Source organism: Rhizobacter sp. P2_H3, assembly GCF_056403355.1.
On record NZ_JBFUFQ010000446.1, the window covers coordinates 1 to 2,039 of the forward strand.

General features: G+C 70.2%; 1 protein-coding gene and 1 pseudogene. Both read right to left on the bottom strand.

What is annotated here, in order from left to right:
• A pseudogene (locus AC1D1T_RS32160) lies at window positions 1-353 on the bottom strand (histone deacetylase family protein); the annotation flags it as partial.
• Window positions 354-2,039 (bottom strand): DEAD/DEAH box helicase (locus AC1D1T_RS32165; protein WP_477993412.1); only part of this gene is annotated, 1,686 nt, incomplete at its 5' end. It lies immediately after the preceding pseudogene.

Below are 2,039 nucleotides of genomic sequence, written 5' to 3' on the forward strand. Positions count from 1 at the left end.
AACGAGAACAGCCCCATGCGCGCCGCGAAGTTGTCGGGCAGCACGTCGTCGCGGAAGCCCCGCACCGGCCACACCGACGGCAGTGCATCGACCTGCGCATTCGCCGGATCGAGCGCGACCCAGTCGTCCCACGCGTGCGCGAGGAAATCGAGGTAACGCCCGTTGTGGATGTGCCGCAGCACGTCCATCGACACCTCGCCCGGCTCGCGCAGTTCACCCAGCCGGCGCCGCTTCAACTCGGCCAGCACGTGGTCGAGCCGGTCGGGCACCTCGTGGCACGGCACCAGCCGGCCGCGGTACATCTCCTGGCGCCCGGCATGCAGGTGATGCACCGGGTTGTGGACGGTCAGCATTCAGTCGCCCTCCTTCGGCGCGCCATCGGACAGCGGCTTGAACAGGTCGTCGAAGTCTTCCGCATTCAACGCCGCGTCGCTCGCCACGCCCTTCAGCAGCAGGTCCGCGAGCCCCRCCTTGCGGGCCTGCAGCTCGATCATCTTGTCCTCGACCGTGCCGCTGGCCAGCAGCTTGTAGACGAACACCGGCTTGTCCTGCCCGATCCGGTAGGCGCGGTCGATCGCCTGCTGCTCGACCGCCGGGTTCCACCACGGGTCGTACAGGATCACGGTGTCGGCCGCGGTCAGGTTCAGCCCGACGCCACCGGCCTTCAGGCTGATCAGGAACAGCGGCACATCGCCCTGCTGGAACTGCGCGACCAGCCCGGCCCGGTCGTCGGTCTCGCCGGTGAGGATCAGGTAGGGCAGCTTCAGCCGCACGAGCTCGGTCTCGATCAGCGCCAGCATCTCGGTGAACTGCGAGAACAGCAGCACGCGCCGGCCGTCTTCCACCAGCGTGGGCAGCAGGTCGAGCAGCAGCTCCAGCTTGGCCGACGGCGCGGCCTTGCCGGCGGCCGCCTGCGCATCGCGCGCCTCGCCCTTCAGCAGCCGCGGGTCGCAGCACACCTGGCGCAGCTTCAGCAAGGCATCCAGCACCATGATCTGGCTGCGCGCGAGGCCCTGCTTCTCGATCGCGTCGCGCAGCTTCTCGTCCATCGTCGCGCGCACCGTCTCGTACAGGTCGGCCTGTGCGCCGGACAGCTCCACGCGCAGCAGCGTCTCGGTCTTGGCCGGCAGCTCCTGCGCCACCTGCTGCTTGGTGCGGCGCAGGATGAACGGCCGCACGCGCCGCGCGAGGTGCTGGGCCTGCAGGTGATCCTGCCGCTTCTCGATCGGCTGGCGGTAGCGCTCGCGGAACTGCAGCTCGCTGCCGAGCAGCCCCGGGCAGACGAAATCCATCAGGCTCCACAGCTCGCCGAGGTGGTTCTCGAGCGGCGTGCCGCTCAGGCACAGCCGGTGCTGCGCGCGCAGCCCCTTCAACGCGAGTGCGGCCTGGCTGCGGCTGTTCTTGATGCGCTGCGCCTCGTCGAGCACGACGTAGTGCCAGTCCTGCGCGGCCAGCACGTCGATGTCGCGCACCGCCAGCGGGTAGCTGGTGATCACCAGGTGGGCCTGGCCGAGGCGCTCGAAGTGCTGCATGCGCCGCGCGCCGTGCAGCACCAGCGTCTTCAGCTGCGGCGTGAAGCGCTGCGCCTCGGTGTGCCAGTTGTCGACCAGGCTGGTCGGCACGACGACGAGCGACGGCTTGTCGAGCCGGCCGGCATCGAGCTCGCCCTGCAGCAGCGCGAGCGTCTGCAGCGTCTTGCCCAGCCCCATGTCGTCGGCGAGCACGCCACCCAGCCGCGCACGGCGCAGGAAATCCATCCAGGCCAGCCCGTCGAGCTGGTAGTGGCGCAGCGTCGCACGCACCTCGGGCGACGGCTGCACCGGCGGCAGCCCGCTGCCATTCTTGCCATTCCCCAGGCCGCGCAGCTCGCGGATCAGCGCATCGAGGCTCGGCGGCGCGACCACGCGTGCGCCGACCGCCAGCGCATCGAGCGTGCCGAGGTCGAAGCGCGACAGCTGCAGCACCTGGTCGGCGGCCTTCAGCGTCGGCTTCTCGAACACGCCGCGCAGCCAGTCGAGCAGCGGCGCGATGCGCTGCAC